The organism is Streptomyces sp. NPDC046712 (genome assembly GCF_040645695.1).
Classification (GTDB): domain Bacteria; phylum Actinomycetota; class Actinomycetes; order Streptomycetales; family Streptomycetaceae; genus Streptomyces.
The window spans coordinates 163,053-184,115 of sequence record NZ_JBEYYW010000004.1; the positions used below are offsets into that span (position 1 = coordinate 163,053).

The window sequence follows — 21,063 nt, forward strand, 5'->3', positions numbered from 1 at the left end:
ATACGTCCCGCCAGGATGGTTGCGCTCCGCCGTCCATCACCGGCCATACGGGGGAAATCGCCCGGCGAGTTCGCGTACTTCGGCGCGTACGCGCGCCGTCTCCTCGGCGTCGTCCCGTAGCGCGATCGTGAACAACGCCGCAATCCTGGCCATCTCCGCGGCGCCCATCCCCTGGGTGGTGACGGCGGCCGTGCCGAGCCGGATGCCGCGCCCGTCCCCGTACGGAAGCGCACAGGTGTCGAGGACGATCCCGGCGGCGGCGAGCCGCATACGGGCGGTGCGGCCGTCCACGCCCAGGGGGGCGGGGTCCGCGGTGATCAGGTGGGTGTCGGTGCCGCCGGTGGTGACGGCGAAGCCCTCGGCGGCGAGCGCCTCGGCGAGGACGCGGGCGTGCGCGACCACCTGATGGGCGTACGTGGTGAAGGCGGGGGTCGACGCCTCGCGGAAGGCGACGGCCTTGGCCGCGATGGTGTGCATCTGGGCGCCGCCCTGGGTGAACGGGAAGACGGCCCGGTCGACGCGGCCGGCGAGCTCGGCGCCGCAGAGGATCATCCCGCCGCGGGGACCACGGAGCACCTTGTGGGTGGTGGCACAGACCACATCGGCGTACGGGACGGGGTTGGGCGCCGCTCCCCCGGCGACGAGGCCGATGGGGTGGGCGGCGTCGGCGATCAGATAGGCGCCGGCCTCGTCGGCGATCTCGCGGAAGAGCGCGTAGTCGAGGTGGCGGGGGTAGGAGATGGAGCCGCAGACGATCGCCTTGGGGCGGTGGTGCCGGGCGAGGGCGGCGACCTGCTCGTAGTCGACGAGCCCGGTCTCGGCGTCGACGCCGTAGGGCACGAAGTCGAACCAGCGCCCGGAGAAGTTGGCGGGTGAGCCGTGGGTGAGATGGCCGCCGTGTTCGAGGCCCATGGCAAGGACGGTGTCCCCGGGCCGCAGAAGGGCCGCGTAGGCGGCCAGGACGGCGGAGGAACCGGAGTGGGACTGCACGTTGGCGTGCTCGGCGCCGAAGAGGGCGGTGACCCGGTCCACGGCGATCCGCTCGGCGGCGTCGGCGAACTCGCAGCCGCCGTGATGACGGGCACCGGGATAGCCCTCGGCGTACTTGTTGGCGAGCGGGGAGCCGAGTGCGGCGAGGACGGCGGGCGAGGTGAAGTTCTCGGCGGCGATCAGCTGCAGGCTGTCGGCCTGCCGGCGCACCTCCCCGAGCAGCACGTCGGCGATCTCCGGGTCCTGCCGGCGCAGGACGTCGAGATCCTCTTCGGGGGGAGCGGTGACCGGCATCTGTGGCTCCAGGCGTGGGCTGGGCTTCAGCTCCAATGTAGGCGCGTCGGCACGGGTTTGCCCGCTGTTCACCCGGTTCCTGGGCCGTTTGGCCCTGGCGCCTCGCGGGACCCCGTCGGCGTCGTGCGGGGCGACCGTCAGCGCCGCGCGGGAACCCGTCAGCACCTCGCGGGGCGGCCGTCAGCGCCGCGCGGGGACCCCCGTCAGCGCCGTCACCACGGGATCCAGCGCCGTGTTGATCTCCTCGCCGATCGAGCGGAAGAAGGTGATCGGCGCACCGTACGGGTCGTTCACCTCGTCCGCCTCCGCGCTCGGGGCCAGGAGCCACCCGCGTAGAGCCGCCGCCGCGCGGACCAGTGCACGTGCGCGTTCGACCATGCCGTCGCCCAGGGGGTCCGGCAGCGTCGCGGGATCTATGGCGCGGACGAGACGGGTGAACTCCTTCAGGGTGAAGGTGCGCAGGCCCGCGGAGTGGCCCATCGAGATGACCTGCGCCCGGTGGTCGCGGGTCGCCGTCAGGACGAGGTCCGCGCGGATGACGTGCTCGTCGAGGAGCTCGCGGCCCACGAAGCCGCTGTAGTCCGCGCCGAAGTCGGCGAGGACCAGCTCCGCGTTGGCCTCCATCGGGGCGCCCTCATGGCCCCAGGTGCCCGCGCTCTCCACGATCAGGCCGCCGCCCCGAGGGTCGCCGAGGCGGGAGCTCAGGGCATGCCGGGTCAGCCGCTCGGTGATCGGCGAGCGGCAGACGTTGCCGGTGCTGACGTGGAGAATGCGGAAGGAACTGCTGTCGTACCCCGCTATGCCACGCCCCTCAGGGGCGGTCAATTGGCCACCTCGAGGTCGGGTACGACCTTCCGGAGTTCCTCCACGGACAGCGCGCCCTGACGCAGCAGGACCGGCACCTTGCCCGTGACGTCCACGATCGACGACGGGACGATCCCGGGGGTCGGGCCACCGTCGAGGTACACCGAGACGGAGTCGCCGAGCATGCCCTGCGCGGCGTCGCAGTCCTCCGGCGACGGGTGGCCCGTGAGGTTCGCCGAGGAGACGGCCATCGGGCCGACCTCGGTGAGCAGTTCGATGGCGACGGGGTGCAGCGGCATCCGGATCGCCACCGTGCCCCGGGTGTCCCCCAGGTCCCACTGCAGCGACGGCTGGTGCTTGGCGACCAGCGTCAGCGCGCCCGGCCAGAACGCGTCGACGAGCTCCCACGCCTGCTCGGAGAAGTCCGTGACGAGCCCGTGCAGCGTGTTCGGGGAGCCGATGAGGACGGGCGTGGGCATGTTGCGGCCCCGGCCCTTGGCGTCCAGCAGGTCCGCGACCGCCTCCGAGCTGAAGGCGTCCGCGCCGATCCCGTACACGGTGTCGGTGGGCAGCACGACCAGCTCGCCACGACGAACGGCGGACGCGGCCTCGCGCAGACCGGTCACACGGTCCGTCGCCTCGTTGCAGTCGTATCGCCGAGCCATCAGTCCCGGTCCTCCTCGTACGCGTCGTGCGTGGTCATGGTGTCGCCTTGCGGGCGGTCGCGAAGCGCGGGCGGTTGTTCAGGTCCGGGTGGTCGGCAGCGTCCGCCCAGCCGGCCTCCTCGTTGAAGATCCACGGCACCTGGCCGCCCTGGGTGTCCGCGTGTTCGATCACGACGAGGCCCCCCGGGCGCAGCAGCCGGTGCGCGGTGCGCTCGATCCCCCGGATCGTGTCGAGGCCGTCCTCGCCGGAGAACAGCGCCATCTCCGGGTCGTGGTCCCGTGCCTCGGGCGCGACGTACTCCCATTCGGTCAACGGGATGTACGGCGGGTTGGAGATGACCAGGTCGACCTGGCCGTCGAGCTCCGGCAGCGCGCGCAGCGCGTCGCCCTGGTGGACGGTGACCCGCGAGCCCTCGGCGTTCTTACGGGTCCACACCAGCGCGTCGTCGGAGAGCTCCACCGCATGCACCCGTGAACGCGGCACCTCCTGCGCCATGGCGAGCGCGATCGCGCCCGAGCCGGTGCACAGGTCGACGATCAGCGGCTCGACCACGTCCATGGCCCGTACGGCGTCTATGGCCCAGCCGACGACCGACTCGGTCTCCGGGCGCGGCACGAAGACGCCCGGGCCGACCTGGAGCTCCAGGTAGCGGAAGAACGCGCGGCCGGTGATGTGCTGGAGCGGCTCGCGCGCCTCCCGGCGGGCGACCGCCTCCCAGTAGCGGGCGTCGAAGTCCGCGTCCTTGACGTTGTGCAGCTCCCCCCGCTTGACGCCGTGCACGAACGCGGCGAGCTCCTCCGCGTCGAAACGCGGTGAGGGAACGCCGGCGTCGGCCAGCCGCTGGGTGGCCTGGGCCACCTCGGCAAGCAGCAGGTTCACGCTGGTCCTCCGTGGTACGGGGCGTACGGGGTGGGGCTTACGGAACTTACGCCGCGGCGAGCTTCGCAGCGGAGTCGGCGTCGACGCAGGCCTGGATCATCGCGTCCAGGTCGCCGTCGAGCACCTGGTCCAAGTTGTACGCCTTGAAGCCGACCCGGTGGTCCGAGATCCGGTTTTCCGGGAAGTTGTACGTCCGGATCTTCTCGGACCGGTCGACCGTACGGACCTGGCTGCGGCGAGCGTCGGCGGCCTTGGACTCGGCCTCCTCCTGGGCGGCGGCGAGCAGCCGCGACCGGAGGATACGCATGGCCTGCTCCTTGTTCTGGAGCTGGCTCTTCTCGTTCTGGCAGGAGGCGACGATGCCGGTCGGCAGGTGCGTGATGCGGACCGCGGAGTCGGTCGTGTTGACGGACTGGCCGCCGGGACCGGAGGAGCGGTACACGTCGATGCGCAGGTCGTTGGCGTGGATCTCGACGTCGATCTCCTCGGCCTCGGGGGTCACGAGGACGCCTGCGGCGGAGGTGTGGATCCGGCCGGCCGACTCGGTGGCGGGCACGCGCTGCACGCGGTGCACCCCGCCCTCGTACTTCAGCCGCGCCCAGACGCCCTGGCCGGGCTCGGTCGCGCCGTTGCCGCCCTTGGTCTTCACGGCGACCTGGACGTCCTTGTAGCCGCCGAGCTCGGACTCGGTGGAGTCGATGATCTCGGTCTTCCAGCCGACGCGCTCGGCGTAGCGCAGGTACATCCGCAGGAGGTCGCCGGCGAACAGGGCGGACTCGTCGCCGCCCGCGCCGGCCTTGATCTCCAGGATGACGTCCTTGTCGTCGCTGGGGTCGCGCGGGACGAGCAGCAGCCGCAGCTTGTCGGTCATCTCCTCGCGCTGCTTCTCCAGCTCCTTGACCTCGGCCGCGAAGTCGGGGTCGTCGTGCATCAGCTCGCGGGCGGTCTCGATGTCGTCACCGTTCTGCTTCCAGGCACGGTAGACGGCGACGATCGGGGTCAGCTCGGCGTAACGCTTGTTCAGCTTGCGCGCGTTGGCCTGGTCCGCGTGGACCGAAGGGTCAGCGAGCTTCTTCTCGAGATCGGCGTGCTCGCCGATCAGTTCCTCGACCGCCTCGAACATCGGGGGCTCCTGTTTTCGTACGAACGGACTGCGGGGACGGCAAAGCGCCGGTCCGGTGCCCCCTGCGGGAGCGACCAAGGACCGGCGCAGTGACGTGCTACTTCTTGGCCGCAGCCTTGCCGAAGCGGGCCTCGAAGCGGGCGACGCGGCCGCCGGTGTCGAGGATCTTCTGCTTGCCCGTGTAGAACGGGTGGCACTCGGAGCAGACCTCGGCACGGATGGTGCCCTCGGTCAGGGTGCTACGAGTGGTGAACGACGCGCCGCAGGTGCAGCTGACCTGGGTCTCGACGTACTCGGGGTGGATCTCGCGCTTCAAGGTGTCTCCTAGTTTCGGGAGGGCGCCGGGTCGCTGTGCGGGATGCACCTGCGTGAACCGGGGCCGACGTACCAGTCTGCCAGGACCGGCCGTATCTCCCAAAACCGGGTCCGTGGTGAAACTATTCCGGGGTCGGCGAGACGGCCGCCTGCGGGCTATTTCACGAGGCCTGCGGCCTTGCCGGTGGCCGAGTCCTTCGTCGCGGAGGCGGGGATGGGCCTGTCGTTCTTGAGCGCCTGCCAGACCTGCCGGGACTGTGCTTCCAGCGGGATGACCCGGTTCGGGTCGGCGGGGTCGTACTCGACCGGCATCGTGATCATCTGGACGTCCTCGGCGCCGAGTCCTGAGAGCCCCTTGGCGAAGTCCATGAGTTCGTTGACCGAGTCGAGCTCGGAGTCGGGCGTGATGGCCTTGGTGGCCGTGTCGGCGATGTCCAGGAGCTTCTTCGGGTCGGAGAACACCCCGACGTCCTTGACCTGGTCGATGAACGCCTTCATGAAGGCCTGCTGGAGCTGGATGCGGCCGAGGTCGCTGCCGTCTCCGACGCTCTTGCGGGTGCGGACCAGGCCGAGAGACTGCTCGCCGTCGAGGGTGTGGGGGCCCGGCGCGAGGTCGAGGTGGCTCTTGTCGTCCGTGATGCGCTCGGTCGTGGTGATCCGCACGCCGCCGAGCTTGTCGATCAGCTTCTTGAAGCCCGTGAAGTCCACCTCGATGTAGTGGTCCATGCGGATGCCGGACATCGACTCGACGGTCTTCACGGCGCAGGCCGGTCCGCCCACCTCGTACGCGGTGTTGAACATCGCCCGCTTCTCGCCGGCGACGGTGGTGCCCTTCGCGTCGGAGCAGGCGGGGCGGTCGACGAGGGTGTCGCGCGGGACGGAGACGACACTGGCCTTCTTGTGGCCCTCGTAGACGTGGACGATCATCGCGGTGTCGGAGCGGGCGCCGCCCTCGTCCTTGCCGTACGCGCCGTTGTCGCCGGAGCGGGAGTCGGAGCCCAGGACGAGGATGTCCATCGAGCCGTTGTCGACGTCGTCGGGGCGATCGGTGCCGAGCTGGGCGTTGATGTCGACGCCCTGGAGGTTGCCGTTCAGCTTGAAGTAGACGTAGCCGAGTCCGGAGCCGCCGACCACGACCAGCACGGCCGCGCCCCAGGCGGCGACCGTCATCGCGCGACGGCCCTTCGTGGGCTGCTTGCGGCGGCGGCCGGTGCCCCGTATTCGGCCACCCTTGCTCTGCTCGGTCATCTGCTACCTCAGGTCCTAGTTTCACCTTCTGTGACGGCGAAGCGCCCAAAAGGGTTGCATAGGAACCTGTGAGGTTTGGATGAGCGACGGAGCGCAACGGCCCACAACGCACTGCGCCCACCGTGCGAGGCACGGTGGGCGCAGTGCGTTTGTCCAGGTCACGGCGGGGTCACGGCCCGGAGGCCGGTTCCCCGCCGTGTGACGGAGGTCTCGCCTCAGTCGTTCACATCGACTGAGCCTCCGGGGCGCTGGTGACGCCCCAGCGCCTCAGTCGTTGTTGCCGGCTCCGGGAGTCGTCTTCTGGATCTGCAGCAGGAACTCGCCGTTCGACTTCGTCTGCTTCATCTTGTCGAGCAGCAGCTCGATCGCCTGCTGCTGGTCGAGCGCGTGCAGCACGCGACGCAGCTTCCAGGTGATGGCGAGCTCGTCGCTGCCGAGCAGGATCTCCTCCTTGCGCGTACCCGAGGCGTCGACGTCGACGGCCGGGAAGATGCGCTTGTCGGCGAGCTTCCGGTCGAGCTTGAGCTCCATGTTGCCGGTGCCCTTGAACTCCTCGAAGATCACCTCGTCCATGCGCGAGCCGGTGTCGACCAGCGCGGTGGCCAGGATGGTCAGCGAGCCGCCGTCCTCGATGTTGCGCGCCGCACCGAAGAAGCGCTTCGGCGGGTAGAGCGCGGTCGAGTCGACACCACCGGACAGGATGCGGCCGGAGGCGGGCGCCGCGAGGTTGTACGCGCGGCCCAGGCGGGTGATCGAGTCGAGCAGGACGACCACGTCGTGACCCAGCTCCACGAGGCGCTTGGCGCGCTCGATGGCCAGCTCGGCGACCGTGGTGTGGTCCTCGGCCGGACGGTCGAAGGTCGAGGAAATGACCTCGCCCTTGACCGACCGCTGCATGTCGGTGACCTCTTCCGGACGCTCGTCGACCAGGACGACCATCAGGTGGCACTCGGGGTTGTTGTGCGTGATCGCGTTGGCGATCGCCTGCATGATCATGGTCTTGCCGGTCTTCGGCGGGGCCACGATCAGACCTCGCTGGCCCTTGCCGATCGGCGACACGAGGTCGATGATCCGCGTGGTCAGCACACCCGGGTCGGTCTCCAGACGGAGCCGGTCCTGCGGGTAGAGCGGGGTCAGCTTGTTGAACTCCGGGCGGCCACGGCCGGAATCGGCGGCCATGCCGTTCGAGGAGTCCAGGCGGACCAGCGCGTTGAACTTCTCGCGGCGCTCGCCCTCCTTCGGCTGACGCACGGCGCCGGTGACGTGGTCACCCTTGCGCAGGCCGTTCTTGCGGACCTGGGCGAGGGAGACGTACACGTCGTTCGGGCCGGGCAGGTAGCCGGAGGTCCGGATGAACGCGTAGTTGTCGAGGATGTCCAGGATGCCCGCGACGGGGATCAGGACGTCGTCCTCGGAGACCTGCGGCTCACCGGTCGCGAAGTCGTCACGGCCACGACGGCCACGGCGGTCGCGGTAGCGGCCACGACGGCCACGACGGCCGCCCTCGTCGTCGAAGTCGTCCTGCGGGCCGGCCTGCTGCTGGCCGCCCTGACGCTGCTGACGCTGGCCGCCCTGGCCACCGCCCTGCTGGTCGTCGCCCTTGCCGCGGTCACGGCGGTCGCGCTGGCGGTCGCCGCGGTCACGGCGGTCCCCGCGCTCGCCACGGTCACGGCGGCCGCGACCCTCGGCGGTGTCGACGGCGGCGTCGGCGGACGCGTCCGTACGGGCCTCGGTGCGGGACTCCGTACGGGCCTCCACCTTGGTGTCCGTCTTCACGGCCTGGGCGGACTCGCCCTTGGCCTCGCCCTCCGGGCTGCCGGCGGGCGCGGTGGCCCGGCGACGGCGGCGCTCGCCGGCCGGCTGGTCGTCGGAGGCCGGCTGGCCGGGGATGTCGATCTGCTGCTGGGCGACGGCCTTCTCGGCCTTCTCCGCCTTGGGGGCAGCGGTCTCGGCGGCGGCGTCGGTGCGGGCCTTGGAGGTGGCGCGGCGCTTCGGCTTGGTGTCAGCCGTGTCGGCGGCGGCCTTGGCGGGGGCGGAGCCTCCACCGGCCTGCGCCTCCTTGATGACCTCGATCAGCTGGCTCTTGCGCATCCGCGCGGTGCCCCTGATGCCGAGGCCGGACGCGACCTGCTGCAGCTCGGCCAGGACCATGCCCTCGAGGCCGGTGCCGGAGCGGCGGCGCCGTGCGGTGGTGCCAGTGGCAGCACCTGCGGCGGGCGCGGCGGCGTCGACACTGTTGTCGGCAGTCACGCCCATCAGATCGGTGGTGTCGCTCACGAAGGGTCCTTCCCTGGAGCGGACGTCGGCCATCTGGCTCGGCGACCGGTTGTGCTGTCCGACGACGGTCCTGGCTTGTGGACCGTGTCGGGGCGGTGGTCCCGCCGGGTACGGCGGAAGAGAAAAAACGTGCTGTGGGTCCGGCCCGAGGCCCCCTGCTCGGCCCTCACATAGGAAGAGCGAGGGGTGTCGTGCCGGTTCCGGAGCGTGCTCGAAACTGCTCAGGCAGGCTGCTCAGGCAGTTGGGGAGGCTCCCGGAAGAATGGGTGGTCCCTGATGGGGACACTCCGCACCGCGCCACAAAAACGTCGGGTGCAGACTTGAGGTTAACACTACCGGCTCCAACAAACATTCCCCCTCTCCATCACCGGCAATCTCGTGCCCCTAGGAAGCGAGCGGCAGAACACTCGCTCCGGACACGTCGAGGTCGAGCCGGTTCGCGGCCCATCCCTCGCCCGCCAGCCGGGCGACCTTGTCGGCCGTCCCGTGTTCGGCCAGCGCGAGCACCGTGGGGCCCGCGCCGGAGATGACCGCGGGGACTCCGTCCGCCCGCAGCCGGTTCACAAGGGCGATGCTCTCGGGCATCGCGGGAGCCCGGTACTCCTGGTGCAGCCGGTCCTCGGTGGCCGCGAGCAGCAGCTCGGGGCGGCGGGTCAGCGCCTCCACGAGGAGCGCGGCGCGCCCGGCGTTGGCCGCGGCGTCGACGTGCGGGACGGTGCGCGGCAGCAGACCGCGGGCGGTCTCGGTCAGCACGGGCTTACCGGGGACGAAAACCACCGGAACGATGGAATCCGAGGGGTCCATCCTGATCGCCCGCGCGGCGCCGGACTCGGTCCAGGCGAGCGTGAAGCCGCCGAGCAGGCAGGCGGCGACGTTGTCGGGGTGCCCCTCGATCTCCGTGGCGAGTTCGAGCAGGGCGGCCTCGTCGAGGCGGGCGTCTCCGCCTATGGTCACGGCGCGGGCGGCGACGATGCCGGCGCAGATGGCGGCGGAGGAGGAGCCGAGGCCGCGGCCGTGCGGGATGCGGTTGGCGCAGACGACCTCGAGGCCGCGCGGCTGTCCGCCGAGCAGGTCGAAGGCCGTGCGCAGGGAGCGTACGAGCAGGTGGCTCTCGTCGCGCGGGAGCGTGTCGGCGCCCTCGCCGGCGATGTCGATGTGCAGCCCGGAGTCGGCGACCCGGACGACGACGTCGTCGTAGAGACCCAGCGACAGGCCGAAGGCATCGAAGCCCGGGCCGAGGTTGGCGCTGGTGGCGGGAACGCGCACCCGTACGGCGGCGGCGCGGAACGCGGGACCGGCCATCGCTCGATGACTCTCCTTGACTTGCGACTACGGGATTTCAAGAGAAGTACACGGAAACCCGGGGGCCGCGTCTGCCTCGGGGGCGACAACGGCAACGACACCGCGCATATGCAACGGGGCGGGTTGAGTACAGCCTATCGAAGGAAGGTTCTGTGGCGACATAGGGCGCACAGGAGGCGCACGATGCGTGTCGCGAGCCATCCTGTGCGCCTATGTACGTTCCTGATCGGGTTTCACCCGGTGGCCTCTCCTCGCGGAGGGGCCGGATCAGGCCAGGCAGGGGTGGATCAGGCCAGTCTTGTCGGGCCCGACGTGTCCGGTCGGACGTGTCGGGCCGGACACTTCAGGCCGGGGGCGTCAGGCCAGGCCGAGGCGCTCGGCGGCGGCCGCCGCGTCGACCGGGACGGTGACCGGCTGGGGCGCGCCGGCGACGGCCCAGTCGGGGTCCTTCAGGCCGTTGCCGGTGACGGTGCAGACGATCCGCTGGCCCGGGTCGACCTTGCCCTGCTCGGCGGCCTTCAGCAGACCGGCGACGGACGCGGCCGAGGCGGGCTCCACGAAGACGCCCTCCTGGGCGGCCAACAGCCGGTAGGCGCGCAGGATCTCACGGTCCGTCACCTCGTCGATGAAACCGCCGGACTCGTCCCGCGCGGCGATCGCGAAGTCCCAGGAGGCCGGGTTTCCGATGCGGATCGCGGTGGCGATGGTCGACGGGTCCTTGACGACCTCGCCGCGCACGAGCGGCGCGGAGCCGGAGGCCTGGAAGCCCCACATGCGCGGCGTGTGCGTCGCCAGACCGTCCGCGGCGTACTCCCGGTACCCCTTCCAGTACGCCGTGATGTTGCCGGCGTTGCCCACGGGCAGCACGTGGATGTCGGGGGCGTCGCCCAGCATGTCCACGATCTCGAACGCGGCGGTCTTCTGCCCCTCGATCCGGACCGGATTGACGGAATTGACCAGCGCCACCGGGTAGTTGTCCGAGAGCGCGCGGGCCAGGTCCAGGCAGTCGTCGAAGTTGCCGTCGACCTGGAGGATCTTCGCGCCGTGCACGAGGGCCTGGCCCATCTTGCCGAGCGCGATCTTGCCCTGCGGCACGAGGACGGCGGACACCATCCCGGCGCGTACCGCGTAAGCCGCCGCGGACGCCGAGGTGTTGCCGGTGGACGCGCAGATGACGGCCTGCGCGCCCTCCTCCTTGGCCTTGGAGATGGCCATGGTCATACCGCGGTCCTTGAAGGAACCGGTGGGGTTGGCGCCCTCGACCTTGAGGTGCACCTCGCAGCCCGTGCGCTCGGAGAGGACCTGAGCGGGGACGAGCGGCGTACCGCCCTCACGGAGCGTGACGACCGGCGTCGCGTCCGTGACCGGAAGGCGGTCCCGGTACTCCTCGATGATGCCGCGCCACTGGTGGGTGCCCTTGCTGGTCATGGGTCCTTACTCCCCTTCAACACGCATGATGCTGGCGACACCGCGCACGGTGTCGAGCTTGCGCAGCGCCTCGACGGTCCCGGAGAGGGCGGCGTCGGGCGCGCGGTGGGTGACGACGACGAGGGAGGCCTCGCCGTCCTTGCCCTGCTGGCGGACCGTATCGATCGATACGCCGTGCTCGGCGAAGACCGTCGCGACCTGGGCGAGTACGCCAGGCTTGTCGGCCACGTCGAGGCTGATGTGGTACCGCGTCACCACGTCGCCCATGGGGCTCACGGGCAGCTGGGTGTACGCGGACTCGCCGGGGCCGGTGGCCTCGTTGAGCTTGTTGCGGCACACGGCGACCAGGTCGCCGAGGACGGCCGAGGCGGTCGGAGAACCGCCGGCGCCGGGGCCGTAGAACATGAGCCGCCCGGCGGCCTCGGCCTCGACGAAGACCGCGTTGTAGGCCTCGCGGACGGAGGCGAGCGGGTGGCTCAGCGGGATCATCGCGGGGTGCACGCGCGCGGTGACGGACCCGCCGTCGGCGGAGCGCTCGCAGATGGCGAGCAGCTTGATGGTGCAGCCCATGCGCTTGGCGGAGGCGAAGTCGGCGGCGGTGACCTCGGTCATGCCCTCGCGGTACACGTCGTCGAGGCGTACGCGGGTGTGGAAGGCGATACCGGCGAGGATGGCGGCCTTCGCGGCGGCGTCGAAGCCCTCGACGTCGGCGGTCGGATCGGCCTCGGCGTACCCGAGGGCGGTGGCCTCGTCCAGGGCCTCGGAGTACCCCGCGCCGGACGTGTCCATCTTGTCGAGGATGAAGTTCGTCGTGCCGTTGACGATGCCCATCACACGGTTGATCTTGTCGCCGGCGAGGGACTCGCGCAGCGGCCGGATGAGGGGAATGGCCCCCGCGACGGCCGCTTCGTAGTAGAGATCCTGCCCGTGCTGGTCGGCGGAGGCGTAGAGGTTCGCGCCGTCCTGGGCGAGGAGCGCCTTGTTGGCCGAGACGACGGAGACGCCGTGCTCGAAGGCGGTGGTGATGAGGGTGCGGGCGGGCTCGACCCCGCCGATGACCTCGACGACGACGTCGATGTCGCCCCGTTTGACCAGGGCGGTGGCGTCGGTGGTGATCAGCTCCGCGGGGATGCCCTCACGGACCTTGTCCGGGCGGCGGACCGCCACGCCGGCGAGCTCGACCGGGGCGCCGATGCGCGCGGCGAGGTCGTCGGCGTGCGTCGTCATGATGCGCGCCACCTCTGAGCCGACCACACCACAGCCCAGCAGCGCCACCTTCAGCGGACGCGTACGCATCATCCGACCTCGTTTCTCGTACTACTTCGTATCTCTACGGTTGGACCAGTCTCACTCACCGGACGAGGGTTTCTGTCCCTCGTCCGGATCCTGAGACGCTTATTTCATCACCCGACATCGAGACGCAGGAGATCTTCCTCCGTCTCACGCCGGACGATCACGCGCGCCTCGCCGTCGCGGACTGCGACGACGGGCGGGCGGAGTGCGTGGTTGTAGTTGCTGGCCATGGAGCGGCAGTACGCCCCGGTGGCCGGTACGGCGATGAGATCGCCGGGCGCGACGTCCGCGGGCAGGAACGCGTCCCTCACCACGATGTCACCGCTCTCACAGTGCTTGCCGACGACGCGGGTGAGCATGGGCTCGGCGTCGGAGGTGCGGGAGACCAGGGCGACGCTGTACTCGGCGTCGTACAGCGCGGTGCGGATGTTGTCCGACATGCCGCCGTCGACGGAGACGTACGTCCGCAGCCCTTCGAGCGGCTTGACGGTGCCGACCTCGTACAGGGTGAAGGCGGTCGGACCGACGATCGCGCGACCGGGCTCGACGGAGATGCGCGGCGTGGCCAGCCCGGCGGCCTCGCATTCCCTCGTGACGATCTCGTTCAGCGCCTTGGCGATGTGGTGCGGCTCGCGCGGGTCGTCCTCGGAGGTGTAGGCGATGCCGAGGCCGCCGCCGAGGTCGATCTCGGGAAGCTCGATGCCGTGCTCGTCACGTACCTCGGCGAGCAGCTGGACCACGCGACGGGCCGAGACCTCGAAGCCGGCCATGTCGAAGATCTGGGACCCGATGTGCGAGTGGATCCCGATGAGCTCGAGCCCGTCGAGCTTCAGCGCGCGCCGGACCGCCTCCGCGGCCTGCCCGCCGGCGAGGGCGATACCGAACTTCTGGTCCTCGTGGGCGGTGGCGATGAACTCGTGCGTGTGCGCCTCGACGCCCACCGTGACCCGGATCTGGACGCGCTGCCGCTTGCCGAGGGACTGGGCGATGTGGGCGACGCGGACGATCTCCTGGAAGGAGTCGAGGACGATGCGCCCGACGCCGGCCTCGACGGCCTTGCGGATCTCTTCCTCGGACTTGTTGTTCCCGTGGAAGGCGATGCGCTCGGCGGGCATGCCGGCGGAGAGGGCGGTGGTGAGCTCGCCGCCGGAACACACGTCCAGGTTCAGCCCCTCCTCCTTCAGCCATCGCACGATCGCCCGGGAGAGGAAGGCCTTCCCCGCGTAGAAGACATCGGCCTCCGTGCCGAAGGCGTCGGCCCAGGCGCGGCACCGGGCGCGGAAGTCGGCTTCGTCGAGGAAGTAGGCGGGGGTACCGAACTGCTCGCGGAGCTCGTCGACCCCGATGCCGCCGACGGTGACGACGCCGCGGTCGTTGCGCTCGACGGTCCTGGCCCAGACCTTGGGGTCGAGGACGTTCAGGTCGGCGGGCGGGGCGGTGTAGTGCCCCTCGGGGAGGACATCGGCGTGACGGGGCCCGGCGGGGTGGGCGGAACGGCTCATGTCTGCAATCTTTCAAATCCGGTGGGGTGCGCTGATGCCGAGCAGGGAGAGGCCACCGGCGAGCACCACCCCGGCGGCTTCGGCGAGCGCGAGCCGGGAGCGGTGGGCGGCCGAGGGTTTCTCGTCGCCGCGGGGCAGGACGGTGTGCTGGAAGTCCAGCAGCGCGTCGGCGGTGGCTTCGAGGTGCCGGGCGACCCGGTCGGGGGCGCGGTGGCGGGCGGCGGAGGCGAGGACGACGGGATGGTCGCCGAGGACCTGCGCGAGCGTGGGTGCGTCCACGGTCTCGTACGTCTCGCCCGTCTCGCCCCTCTCGCTCCGGAATCCCAACTGCTCGGCGTTCCGTACGAGGGCGCGGGTACGGGAGTGGGCGTACCGGACGCGGAAGAGGGGGTTGCCCTCGTGCTGGTGGAGGAGGTCGTCGCCGAGGCGGGCCCGGTCGTGCGCGGCGGCGGAGAGGAGCCCCCAGCGCGCGGCGTCGACGCCGAGGCGGGCATGGAGCTCACGCGCGGTGAGGGGAACGGGCAGGGGCGTGACATCGGCAATCGACCCTGATACCCCCTCCGCGATCCCCTGGGAACGAAGGATCCGGCGCAGGGCGTCGGCGGTGACGGCGGCGCGGAGGTCGGCGCGGTGACGGATCCGGACGGTCTCACCGGTGGGCTCGCGCCACCCGTACCGGGGACCGAGACTGAGGATCTCGCGCACGAGGTCCTGCTGCGCCTCCTGGCGGAGGGTGAAGTTGAGGAAACCCGGCCCGGTGATCTCGACGGCGGCGAGCCCGGCACTCGCGTCGAGCCGGTCGCGGAGGATCGCGGCGACGTCGAGGGGCGTGCGCTGGGCGGCCCGCGCGAGGGTCAGGGCCACATTGCTCGCGTAGTCCCCACATCCGCCCGGCCGGGGCCGCTCGACCTTGACGCCCGTGGGCATGTCGTCGGCCCGGACCCGCAGCGCACCATCGTCGACCGCACGGCGCACGGCGTGCAGCACGGTGAGGGAGAGATCCGCGGGGGTCACGGGACAAGCGTATGGGAGAAGGGGGGTCGGAACGCGAACCGGTTTCGCGATGCGGTCACTCGGAGGTGCCACGCCTCTACGGGTGGGGCCCGCTTGGGGCTACGGGTGGGGCCGCTCGGGACTACGGGTGGGACCCGCTCGCGGCTACGGACCGGCTCCGGACTACGGGTGGGACCCGCTCGGGCTCCCGGCACGCCCGGCCCCGTGTCTGCCGTCGACGGCAGACGGCCCCTCCTGTCCACCGCGGCGCTCGCCCCGCTCCCGCCCGACCCGGTGCATGAGCTGCCGGACGACCCGGACGAGCTCGGCGGGCTCGAAGGGCTTGGCCAGGAACGCGTCGACGCCGGCCGCGACTCCGTTGTCCATCTCGTGCTGCGTACAGGCACTGACGATGGCGACGGGCACATGACTGGTCCTCGGATCGGACCGCAGCTTCTCGGCGGTACGCAACCCGTCCAGCCGGGGCATGACGACATCGAGGGTGACGACATCAGGACATACCTGATGCACGACATCCAGACACTCGGCACCATCGGCCGCGGTCACGACCTCGAACCCCTCGAGCTCGAGATTGACCCTGATCAACTGCCGGATCACCCGGTTGTCATCGACAACGAGCACCCGCCCGGACACGCCTGACACACGACGAGAGTAGGTCGCGGGGAGGGGCTGCGTCCGGGTTTTGCCCACTTCCGACCCGTGAGGGGGAACGAGAGGCCGGTGACGCGACGGAAATACCTGTTCACAGGCACGGCTCGGATGCTGGTAGGGTTCTACCCGTCGCCGCCGAACACGGCGGACGCCCCCGTAGCTCAGGGGATAGAGCAACGGCCTCCGGAGCCGTGTGCGCAGGTTCGAATCCTGCCGGGGGCACAGAAGCCGGACCAGCGTGATCAACCCGCTGACCTGCGGAAGTGCCAGACATTGAGAGCCGGACCCAGTCCCACTGGGTCCGGCTCTTTGTCGTTGTTACGCACAGGCCGCGCTAGACCTGCGATAGAGGAATCGCCTCAACCCTTTGGCGTCACGGGGGGTTTCTTCAGGCGCTCAACATCAAGCCAGTACGTGTTCCTCAACCGCTGATGGTCGTAGAAACTCCCCTGGGGCTCTCGCCCAACCGTCAGCAAGCCATGCCCTGCAAGCTCCTTAGTCGCCTTCGTCCACGTGTCAGAGGACAGCCCGTAGCGGTGGCGCCTCTCCGTGGTGATGTAGCGAGCCTCGTCGTGCCCTCCTAGAGCTTCCAGAAGCACAAGCAGAAGGGCCGCAGCCGTAGGCGACAGTTCCAGAATCCAGCCCTGCGTCCAGAACTCCACCGGAACCCCAACGTAGCGACCCTGCTCGATGGGGCGGACGTAGTCACTGCCGTCTCCGGTGGCGCTGAGCAACGTGATGGCGTGTGGCCCACCCCCCCAACGCCGCTCCAGCCGAATGAAGCCATTGTCCGCAAGCCACTTCAGGTTGCGCGTCACCCGTCGCTCGCCGGTACGGGAATCCAGAGCCAGGAGCGCAGCCCATGACTTCGAAGTAGGCGGGGGCTTCAAGTCGTAGGGCTTACCCGACGCCATCATCGTGATGCACAGGTAGAGACGCAGGCGGACCTCTCCCCCCTGCCCCCCTTGGATCATGCGAGCGAGCGGCGCCGGGGTCCCTTCCCTCGTCGCTGCAATGACGAACGCCGGCGGAAACGGCACGTTCCCACTGCGCTTGGACCGGCTCGCCGCTCCAGCCAGCAGGACCTCAGCTCCAGCTCGCAGCTCACGCTTTTCCATGATCTTTTGCCTTCTTGCAGGAGAGACCGGTGTGCGGGGGTACCGGGGTACGGGGGTACGGACGTTCCTCCCTTCTTAGGTTGCAGTACAACAGCTTCAAAGCATCGTCACAACAGCCGAACCAATACAGCACTAACGGAGAAATACGCCAGCACTACAACCTTAAGACTCCTTCACAAGTGCATGACATGCCGTTTGACCTGCGGTTTTACCTTCTGGCAGCCTTCCTCTTACCAACCGAAGGACCGAAACGAAGGAGATTGAGCGCATATGAGCAACATCGACACCTCCCAGCGTGGCCTGTGGGCAGCGATCATCGTGATCGGCGCCCTGACGATCGCCTTCGCTACGACAGGTCTCTTCTGGACTACCGGCTCACAGCTGTCTGGAGCTCTGGGAGCTGGAGGTGCGGCCTTCCTTGGGGCAGCCACGCTGGGAATCACGATGCGACGATTCCTCACCGAATGAGCGGCTCGCGCAAACCCAGCTCAGCTCAAACGGCGAACGCCCAGCATCGACGCGCTGGGCATTCGCCGTGGTCAGGAGGAACAGGCACTCAGCCGCGATGGTCCGTCAGCCAGTTCAACTCCTGCTCGATCTTCTTGTTCATCGCGTCCTCCTGGCCGTAAATGCAGCCTTCGTAGACACGGTGGATCACCTCGGGCGAGTTCCCCACCCGCCGGGCAACCTCTGCCACAGGCACGCCGGCGTTCAGCCACGTCGTGATGCAGGTGTGTCGCAGGTCGTATGGCCGGCCGCCCAGGATGGACGCCTGGAGGTCCGGCGGGAGCGCGTACTGCCGGGCGTCCTTCCACACGCGCCAGTACGTGCTGCTGCCGACGAGTCCGAACCGCTCGTTCGTGAAGAGCCGGCCGTCCTTGGCTGTACCGAACTCCTTGATGTGAGCCCTGAGCATCGCGACCAGTGGCGGCGGAATGGGGACCGGTCGGTCGTCCTTCGCCTCTCGTGACTTCAGTCCGCGCTTGTCATGGCGTTCGCCGCTGTCCGTCCACTGCTTGCCCGACACCGGGTGTGTGTCGCGAACTGTGAGGGTGCCCCACCCCGTCTCAGGGAGGTGGCAGTCCGACTTGCGCAGCCCCACGGCCTCACTCGGGCGGAGAGCCGCGAAGTACATCGCTGCGAAGAACGCCACCAGTCGGCGCCCCTTCTTGCGGTCCCACGTCCCAACGTACGAAACGCCTGCGAGCAATTGAGCGGCCTGGGTCTTGTTCACGAGGACGCGTGGGTCGACGCGATCGGATGAAGAGGCCTTCACCCTCTTGAGTGCGGCGAGAGGATTCTCAACCAGGAGCTTCCGCTCGATCGCGTACTCCACCGCAGTGTTCAAGGCTCGGCGCCTTCGACGCGAGGTCTCACCTGCCGCAGGCGAGCCGTCCAGCTTGAACGAGAGGCGGTATTGGACATCCCGCAGGACCCTCGGGTCTTCCAGTGCAGAAACCATCAGCGACTTGTTGGTTAGCCACTCATGGGCGTCGTCCAGTTCGGCCGGCGGCTCCAGCTCGGCGTTTGCGGGGACGACAGCCCAGCGGAGAGCACGGCGCAGTTCCTCCGCCTGGGGCCTCTGCTCGTCCTGCTCCACCATGGCCAGGGTCACCGCCGCGAGGCCGTCCGCTATGCCCTCGCGAGTCTTGGCCGCAGCAGTGGGCCAGCGCATCGCCATGTACTCACGGCAGAACGAGAGCCAGGGCAACTCCTCCTGGACGCCTGCGGAGTCTGCAGCCTGTTCAGCTGCACGGACCTCGGACTCAGGCAGCCCATCCTTGATCCGAAACGCCTCGCCTCGCTTCATGGCCAGCCACAGCTCGGACCGACGGCTCTGCGCCAGCGCCACGGTGGCGAACGTCTTGCTGCTGACCTTGCCCCCGACAATCCAACGGAGCTGATATGGGCGGGTCTTACTCTTCGCCATGGTCACGTTCCATAGGCGGACATCGAGCGAGAATCCTTCCGGGTCCGGGCCTTGGTTCTGACCTGCCCCAGTAGCGGCATTGTTCGTCACGCGGATTCCTCTCGCATCTCCAGCCAACGGGTCAGTTCAGACCGTCGGATCCGCACGGAGCCATTCGGGAGTTTGATGGATTTGGGCCCCTTCTTGCACTGCCGCCAGCGGTAGAACGTCGCTCGCGGAACGCCGATTTCCTCGACCACCTGCGGGATGGTCAGCATTTCGTCGCGGGGCTTGGCCACGGCGAGACTCCTTCTTGAAGCTATGGACTGGGATGCGAGAACGCCGGGACTGCTGACAGAACTGACAGAACCTGGCTTGTGGGGCGCTGACCTGCACTTTCGGCGCCGGGATGGTGCGTGACAGAACTCGCGAAAACTCCGACAGAACCTCCTGCGGGGCGTTCTGTAATGCCCGGGCCTCGGGGGGCGGGATGGGTTCTGTCGGAGTTTCTGGAGGTTCTGTCACAGCCGCCGGGCAGGCTGCTTGCACAGGTCAGCGCCTCGGGCTGGGGGTTGTGTCAGTTCTGTCTGTCCGGCCAGGGTTCCGTCAGGTGTTGCGGGTGAGGCGGGGGTGCGTTTCGTAGCGGGGCGAGGGCGGCCGGCCACCGCGTCCGGTGCGCGGGGGCTGCGGCTGCTGCCGGAGCCATCCGTGCTCCTCCAGGAGCGTCAGGGCCGGATCGAGGTCGCTCATGGCACGGAAGTCGCCGCGGGAGAGCTGGCGGAACAGCTCGCGCTTGGTGAAGCCCGTCGCCCGGGTGTCGCGGAGGTGTGCGAGGACTTGGTGGGCGGCATCCTGCGCAGGGTCGGCGCCCATGGCGTCGAAGACGTGCTGAGCGTGGGCAGTGAAGTAGTCCCCCAGCTCCGCCGCTGCGGCGAGGGTGGCGGCCTCGATGGGGCGCTGCCATCCGTCGCCCGGGTGAGTGGCGAGGTGGAGCAGTCCCGCAATGCGGGCCACCGCCCCGTCACGCTTGCTGGCCCACTTCACGATCGCGGCGAGTGGTCCGCCCTTCCCGATGCGGGCTTCAGTGATCTTCTGGTAGGCGAGCATGACCCCGTCGGCATCGGGGGTGAGGGTGAGAACCGCCGGGTCCGTCCATCCGTTCATCGCCATGGCGAGTCCGGCGAGGCGCTGGGTGTAGGCGGCGGCGACCTCGTCCGGGATGAGTTCCGGGGTGAGGTTGCGGCGACCGACGAGGGATTCGGGTTGGGCGTAGAGGAATCGGGCGAGCAGACCGCGGCCATCGGCGCCCTTGATCTGCCCGATGGATTCCAGGACTTCGGGCTGCACCGCGAGGCCCATAGTGACGGCAGGGTGCTCGATGTGCTGGGAGTCGCGGCCCTGCCGGTTTACGCGGACCATGTCGCCGGCGTGGCCCTTGAGGAAGATCTCCATGTTCGGGGTGCCGGAGTAGAGGCCCGCGATGATGCCGAAGATCCCGCCCTCTGGCGAGAGTACGGACATGCGGCCGTCCTGCTCGGCCAGGAGCGTGGCCAAGCTCTCTTGAGTGACGTCGTCCGCGACGAGTTGCGGCTTGCACGGCACTCGGATCTCCTCGGCGGCTTGCGCGAGCGCGATCGCTTCGGCCGTGAGTTCGTTCCGCATTCCGGGCTCGGCGTTGGCCACCTTGGCCGCGGCCTCCTTGGCTGCGGACTTTGCGAGCTTGGCAGTGGTCTCCGCCTCGGCGCGGGCCGGGCCGGACTGCTCTACGAGGGCCTTTTCCACGGCCATGAGCGGATCGGTCATCAGGGAGAACACGGCGCTCTTGCGGTTGCCGGGGTCGAGCGCGACGGCGGTGTAGATGTTGACCGGCTCACGCCACCGGCCGCGGATGTTGACGACGGCCCGGCCGCCGGCCGCCGTGGCGATGACAGCGAGGGCGAGGCACCCGGCAAGGTCGGCCGGGGTCTGCGTCTCCTCCGCGACCGCGGCGACCATGCCACCCAGCCACTCGGGCAGCGTGTGCACGGGGAAGGTCGGGAGATCGCGGCGGGCGGTGAGCGGGACCGGCTCGTCCCACACCGGTCCGGCGACGTCCTCGGCGGTGAGCGGGTCGAATCCGGCCCACAGGTCCGTCTCGGGCTGCGCGGTCATGCTGCTGTCCTGCCTTCCTGCGAGTCAGGGCCAAGAGCTGAAGGAACGCCTTCGGCGACGCCTTTCGAGGCGCCCACGGCCGGTACGGGCCAGAGCTGT

The 21,063-nt window shown here is 69.6% G+C and carries 19 protein-coding genes and 1 tRNA gene; 2 read left to right on the forward strand and 18 right to left on the reverse strand.

All coding sequences use genetic code 11. The features are described 5' to 3' along the window. Positions 1 to 36 precede the first annotated feature (36 nt). The 14 genes from glyA to ABZ939_RS07375 all read right to left on the reverse strand — a co-directional run bounded on the left by glyA (position 37) and on the right by ABZ939_RS07375 (position 15,825). Complete coding sequence (glyA, locus tag ABZ939_RS07310; protein WP_361850268.1) at positions 37 to 1,284, reverse strand: serine hydroxymethyltransferase; 1,248 nt, start codon at positions 1,282 to 1,284, stop codon at positions 37 to 39. Positions 1,285 to 1,464: 180 nt separating this feature from the next. Next, complete coding sequence (locus tag ABZ939_RS07315; protein WP_361850270.1) at positions 1,465 to 2,109, reverse strand: protein-tyrosine-phosphatase; 645 nt, start codon at positions 2,107 to 2,109, stop codon at positions 1,465 to 1,467. Further along, positions 2,106 to 2,753 (reverse strand): L-threonylcarbamoyladenylate synthase, encoded by a 648-nt coding sequence (locus ABZ939_RS07320; protein WP_361850272.1) that lies wholly within the window; start codon positions 2,751 to 2,753, stop codon positions 2,106 to 2,108. The genes ABZ939_RS07315 and ABZ939_RS07320 overlap by 4 nt, the downstream gene beginning before the upstream one ends. Positions 2,754 to 2,787: 34 nt before the next feature. Beyond that, entirely contained in the window at positions 2,788 to 3,633 is an 846-nt protein-coding gene (gene prmC, locus ABZ939_RS07325) for a peptide chain release factor N(5)-glutamine methyltransferase (RefSeq protein WP_361850274.1), read from the reverse strand. Between the two features lie 46 nt (positions 3,634 to 3,679). After that, on the reverse strand, positions 3,680 to 4,756 hold the full coding sequence (prfA, locus tag ABZ939_RS07330) for a peptide chain release factor 1 (protein ID WP_361850276.1): 1,077 nt from the start codon (positions 4,754 to 4,756) through the stop codon (positions 3,680 to 3,682). A 97-nt stretch (positions 4,757 to 4,853) separates the two neighbouring features. Next, on the reverse strand, positions 4,854 to 5,072 hold the full coding sequence (rpmE, locus tag ABZ939_RS07335; RefSeq protein ID WP_046909139.1) for a 50S ribosomal protein L31: 219 nt from the start codon (positions 5,070 to 5,072) through the stop codon (positions 4,854 to 4,856). A gap of 155 nt (positions 5,073 to 5,227) precedes the next feature. After that, the gene (locus ABZ939_RS07340; RefSeq protein ID WP_361850278.1) at positions 5,228 to 6,319 is read right to left on the reverse strand and encodes an LCP family protein; all 1,092 of its coding nucleotides are present in this window, start codon (positions 6,317 to 6,319) and stop codon (positions 5,228 to 5,230) included. Between the two features lie 267 nt (positions 6,320 to 6,586). Continuing rightward, positions 6,587 to 8,596: a transcription termination factor Rho gene (gene rho / locus ABZ939_RS07345; protein WP_361850280.1), complete on the reverse strand. Its 2,010-nt coding sequence runs from the start codon at positions 8,594 to 8,596 to the stop codon at positions 6,587 to 6,589. Positions 8,597 to 8,980: 384 nt separating this feature from the next. Then, positions 8,981 to 9,898, reverse strand: a complete 918-nt coding sequence (gene thrB / locus ABZ939_RS07350) for a homoserine kinase (protein WP_137993333.1) — start codon at positions 9,896 to 9,898, stop codon at positions 8,981 to 8,983. 357 nt (positions 9,899 to 10,255) lie between these two features. After that, positions 10,256 to 11,326 carry a threonine synthase gene (thrC, locus tag ABZ939_RS07355; RefSeq protein WP_361850283.1) on the reverse strand — a complete coding sequence of 357 codons (1,071 nt, stop codon included), beginning with the start codon at positions 11,324 to 11,326 and terminating at the stop codon, positions 10,256 to 10,258. A 6-nt stretch (positions 11,327 to 11,332) separates the two neighbouring features. Further along, positions 11,333 to 12,625 (reverse strand): homoserine dehydrogenase, encoded by a 1,293-nt coding sequence (locus ABZ939_RS07360; protein ID WP_361850285.1) that lies wholly within the window; start codon positions 12,623 to 12,625, stop codon positions 11,333 to 11,335. A gap of 104 nt (positions 12,626 to 12,729) precedes the next feature. Then, on the reverse strand, positions 12,730 to 14,121 hold the full coding sequence (lysA, locus tag ABZ939_RS07365) for a diaminopimelate decarboxylase (protein ID WP_361850287.1): 1,392 nt from the start codon (positions 14,119 to 14,121) through the stop codon (positions 12,730 to 12,732). Between the two features lie 12 nt (positions 14,122 to 14,133). Further along, complete coding sequence (gene nrtL, locus ABZ939_RS07370; RefSeq protein ID WP_361850289.1) at positions 14,134 to 15,135, reverse strand: ArgS-related anticodon-binding protein NrtL; 1,002 nt, start codon at positions 15,133 to 15,135, stop codon at positions 14,134 to 14,136. Between the two features lie 162 nt (positions 15,136 to 15,297). Further along, entirely contained in the window at positions 15,298 to 15,825 is a 528-nt protein-coding gene (locus ABZ939_RS07375) for a response regulator (RefSeq protein WP_361850291.1), read from the reverse strand. A 111-nt stretch (positions 15,826 to 15,936) separates the two neighbouring features. On the opposite strand from ABZ939_RS07375, the gene ABZ939_RS07380 reads away from it, so the two are divergent. Then, a tRNA-Arg gene (locus ABZ939_RS07380) sits at positions 15,937 to 16,008 on the forward strand. Positions 16,009 to 16,145: 137 nt separating this feature from the next. Here the strand turns inward: ABZ939_RS07380 and ABZ939_RS07385 are convergent. Further along, complete coding sequence (locus ABZ939_RS07385) at positions 16,146 to 16,904, reverse strand: hypothetical protein (protein WP_361850293.1); 759 nt, start codon at positions 16,902 to 16,904, stop codon at positions 16,146 to 16,148. 270 nt (positions 16,905 to 17,174) lie between these two features. Here ABZ939_RS07385 and ABZ939_RS07390 point away from each other — a divergent pair, with 270 nt between their 5' ends. After that, on the forward strand, positions 17,175 to 17,372 hold the full coding sequence (locus ABZ939_RS07390; protein ID WP_361850295.1) for a hypothetical protein: 198 nt from the start codon (positions 17,175 to 17,177) through the stop codon (positions 17,370 to 17,372). Positions 17,373 to 17,460: 88 nt separating this feature from the next. On the opposite strand, the gene ABZ939_RS07395 is transcribed toward ABZ939_RS07390, so the two are convergent. From ABZ939_RS07395 to ABZ939_RS07405, 3 genes are all read right to left on the reverse strand, one after another. Continuing rightward, positions 17,461 to 18,834, reverse strand: a complete 1,374-nt coding sequence (locus tag ABZ939_RS07395) for a site-specific integrase (protein ID WP_361850297.1) — start codon at positions 18,832 to 18,834, stop codon at positions 17,461 to 17,463. Positions 18,835 to 18,920: 86 nt separating this feature from the next. After that, the gene (locus ABZ939_RS07400) at positions 18,921 to 19,136 is read right to left on the reverse strand and encodes a helix-turn-helix domain-containing protein (RefSeq protein WP_361850708.1); all 216 of its coding nucleotides are present in this window, start codon (positions 19,134 to 19,136) and stop codon (positions 18,921 to 18,923) included. Between the two features lie 283 nt (positions 19,137 to 19,419). Beyond that, positions 19,420 to 20,964, reverse strand: coding sequence for a YfjI family protein (locus tag ABZ939_RS07405; protein ID WP_361850299.1), 1,545 nt, complete (start codon positions 20,962 to 20,964; stop codon positions 19,420 to 19,422). Between the last annotated feature and the right edge of the window lie 99 nt (positions 20,965 to 21,063).

Coding starts and splice junctions, on each gene's coding strand:
- glyA (WP_361850268.1), bottom strand. CDS start 1,284: ATGCCGGTCACCGCTCCCCCCGAAGAGGATCTCGACGTCCTGCGCCGG.
- ABZ939_RS07320 (WP_361850272.1), bottom strand. CDS start 2,753: ATGGCTCGGCGATACGACTGCAACGAGGCGACGGACCGTGTGACCGGT.
- prfA (WP_361850276.1), bottom strand. CDS start 4,756: ATGTTCGAGGCGGTCGAGGAACTGATCGGCGAGCACGCCGATCTCGAG.
- ABZ939_RS07340 (WP_361850278.1), bottom strand. CDS start 6,319: ATGACCGAGCAGAGCAAGGGTGGCCGAATACGGGGCACCGGCCGCCGC.
- thrB (WP_137993333.1), bottom strand. CDS start 9,898: ATGGCCGGTCCCGCGTTCCGCGCCGCCGCCGTACGGGTGCGCGTTCCC.
- thrC (WP_361850283.1), bottom strand. CDS start 11,326: ATGACCAGCAAGGGCACCCACCAGTGGCGCGGCATCATCGAGGAGTAC.
- ABZ939_RS07360 (WP_361850285.1), bottom strand. CDS start 12,625: ATGATGCGTACGCGTCCGCTGAAGGTGGCGCTGCTGGGCTGTGGTGTG.
- lysA (WP_361850287.1), bottom strand. CDS start 14,121: ATGAGCCGTTCCGCCCACCCCGCCGGGCCCCGTCACGCCGATGTCCTC.
- ABZ939_RS07385 (WP_361850293.1), bottom strand. CDS start 16,904: ATGGAAAAGCGTGAGCTGCGAGCTGGAGCTGAGGTCCTGCTGGCTGGA.
- ABZ939_RS07390 (WP_361850295.1), top strand. CDS start 17,175: ATGAGCAACATCGACACCTCCCAGCGTGGCCTGTGGGCAGCGATCATC.
- ABZ939_RS07395 (WP_361850297.1), bottom strand. CDS start 18,834: ATGGCGAAGAGTAAGACCCGCCCATATCAGCTCCGTTGGATTGTCGGG.
- ABZ939_RS07405 (WP_361850299.1), bottom strand. CDS start 20,964: ATGACCGCGCAGCCCGAGACGGACCTGTGGGCCGGATTCGACCCGCTC.